Source organism: Bacillus sp. JJ1127 (assembly GCF_036965845.1).
Taxonomy (GTDB): domain Bacteria; phylum Bacillota; class Bacilli; order Bacillales; family Bacillaceae_G; genus Bacillus_A.
Genome location: NZ_JBALQK010000260.1, coordinates 4,863 through 7,198, shown reverse-complemented (window position 1 = coordinate 7,198; position 2,336 = coordinate 4,863). Strand labels below are relative to the sequence as shown.

Here is a 2,336-nt window from a genome sequence, read left to right as displayed (position 1 = left end):
GCATGGCCAGATGCTCTCTTCCACCTAAAAAGAGGGGTTTTATGTCGGTTTTTTAAATACATATAGACGAAAATAAGGGAGAGAAATAATATGACTACATATGCTTCCATTGCAAATATTATTAGGGAAAGAAGATCCATTCGTACATTTACAGATAAAGCAGTAGAAAAAGAATTGTTAATTGAATTATTAAATGACGCAACGTGGGCGCCAAACCATCGTCATCGCGAACCTTGGCAATGTAAATTATTTATTGGAGAAGGGCGTAAGAAATTAGTGGCCGCTGTGTTATATTCTTTTACAGAGGAAGAAAGAGCAAAACGAGGTGAAATGTTATCTAATCGTTTTCTAAGTACACCAGCTCAAATTATTGTTTATATGGATGAAGATCCACGTCAATTGCAGCGGGATGAAGACTACGCAGCAGTATGTGCATTTATGCAGAACTTCCAATTACTTGCGTGGGAACGAGGACTAGGTTGTGTTTGGAAATCAGGTGGATTAATTTATAATCCATTATTTATAGAAGGAATTGGATTAGCAAAAGGACAACGTATTGTTGGAATTCTTCATATTGGTTATTTTGATAAGGCACCAGAAGGAAAAGTACGTACACCGATTGAGGAGAAATTAGAAATGATTGAGGATTAATAAGAGAGAAATGTTATTTTGCTCAGAAAAAACATACTTGGATTTTGAGAGTGTTTTGTAACTTAGGGTATGTTTCTCTTAATCGTGCTATAAATGCATCTTGATTTTGCTGTGTTTAGTCTTCATGAAAGCTTGTTTTTCTTCATACACTTTCATAAGGGAAGGTGTAAGGAGGGAAAAAAGATGAGAACTAGTGATGATAAAGCATTGCAATATGCAATCGCAGAAATTACTGAAATTGCAACTGGGTTTGGGCTTGACTTTTATCCGATGCGCTATGAAGTATGTCCAGCGGAAATTATTTATACATTTGGTGCGTATGGAATGCCAACGCGTTTTTCACATTGGAGTTTTGGAAAGCAATTCTTTAAGATGAAGCTGCATTACGATTTAGGACTGAGTAAAATATATGAGCTCGTGATTAACTCTGATCCGTGTTATGCATTTTTATTAGATACAAACTCACTCATTCAAAATAAGCTTATTGTTGCTCACGTATTGGCACATTGTGATTTCTTTAAAAATAACATTCGGTTTTCTAACACAAAACGCGATATGGTGGAAAGTATGGCAGCAACTGCGGAGAGAGTTAAAAATTATGAGCATAAATACGGAAAAGCAGAAGTTGAAACGTTTTTAGATGCGGTGTTGGCTATTCAAGAGCACATTGACCCTTCGCTTATGAGACCAAAGCTGTCGTGGAGTGCAGATGATCAAGAGGAAGAAAAAATAAGAAAGGCTTCCACGCCATACGATGATTTATGGAACTTAGAGGATCGAAATAAGAAACGTGAATTACCTAATATGCGGAAAAAAAGAAAAATTCCGCCGCAACCAGAAAAAGATTTACTTCTCTTTATTGAACAATATAGCCGCGAACTAGAAGAGTGGCAACGTGATATATTAACGATGATGCGGGAAGAGATGTTGTATTTTTGGCCGCAGCTTGAAACGAAAATCATGAACGAAGGCTGGGCTTCATACTGGCATCAACGCATACTCAGGGAAATGGATTTAACATCCGATGAAGCAATTGAATTTGCCAAACTAAATGCAGGGGTTGTTCAGCCGTCAAAAACAAGCATTAATCCATACTACCTCGGTATTAAGGTTTTTGAAGATATTGAAGAACGTTACAATAATCCAACTGAAGAAATGAAGCGGCAAGGCATAAAGCCGAATTCAGGAAGAGAGAAAATCTTTGAAGTGCGCGAAATTGAATGGGATGTATCGTTCCTTAGAAATTACTTAAACAAAGAACTTGTCATGCGTGAAGATATGTACTTATTCCAGCGCCAAGGGAAAGAGTATAAAGTAATTGACAAAGAATGGAAAAACGTTCGTGATCAGCTCGTAAACACGCGTACAAATGGTGGGTTTCCATATTTAGTGGTTGAAGATGGAGATTATTTAAAGAACGGAGAACTGTATATTAAGCATTGTTATGAAGAAATTGAGCTTGATTTAAAATACTTAGAGAAAGTACTGCCATATATTCATCAGTTATGGGGGAGAACGGTCCATATGGAATCTGTTGTGGAGAGTAAAGGGGTAGTCTTTTCCTATGATGGGAAGATGGTGCATCGGAAGTATGTGTAATAGGGAAAGCCACTATGTATATGTAGTGGCTTTTTCGGTGTTAGAAAGGGTTGCTTTTATGTAATTAATCATGTTCTTATTAAGAC

At 37.0% G+C, this 2,336-nt stretch carries 2 protein-coding genes; both read left to right on the top strand.

Going from position 1 to position 2,336, the window contains the following annotated elements; all coding sequences use genetic code 11:
* Positions 1–90 precede the first annotated feature (90 nt).
* Complete coding sequence (locus V7183_RS21620; protein WP_335360783.1) at positions 91–651, top strand: nitroreductase family protein; 561 nt, start codon at positions 91–93, stop codon at positions 649–651.
* A gap of 183 nt (positions 652–834) precedes the next feature.
* On the top strand, positions 835–2,250 hold the full coding sequence (locus V7183_RS21615; RefSeq protein ID WP_335360782.1) for a SpoVR family protein: 1,416 nt from the start codon (positions 835–837) through the stop codon (positions 2,248–2,250).
* Positions 2,251–2,336: the final 86 nt, after the last annotated feature.

Excerpts from the sequence above, each read along its gene's own strand:
- V7183_RS21620 (WP_335360783.1), top strand. The coding sequence starts at position 91 with ATGACTACATATGCTTCCATTGCAAATATTATTAGGGAAAGAAGATCC.
- V7183_RS21615 (WP_335360782.1), top strand. The coding sequence starts at position 835 with ATGAGAACTAGTGATGATAAAGCATTGCAATATGCAATCGCAGAAATT.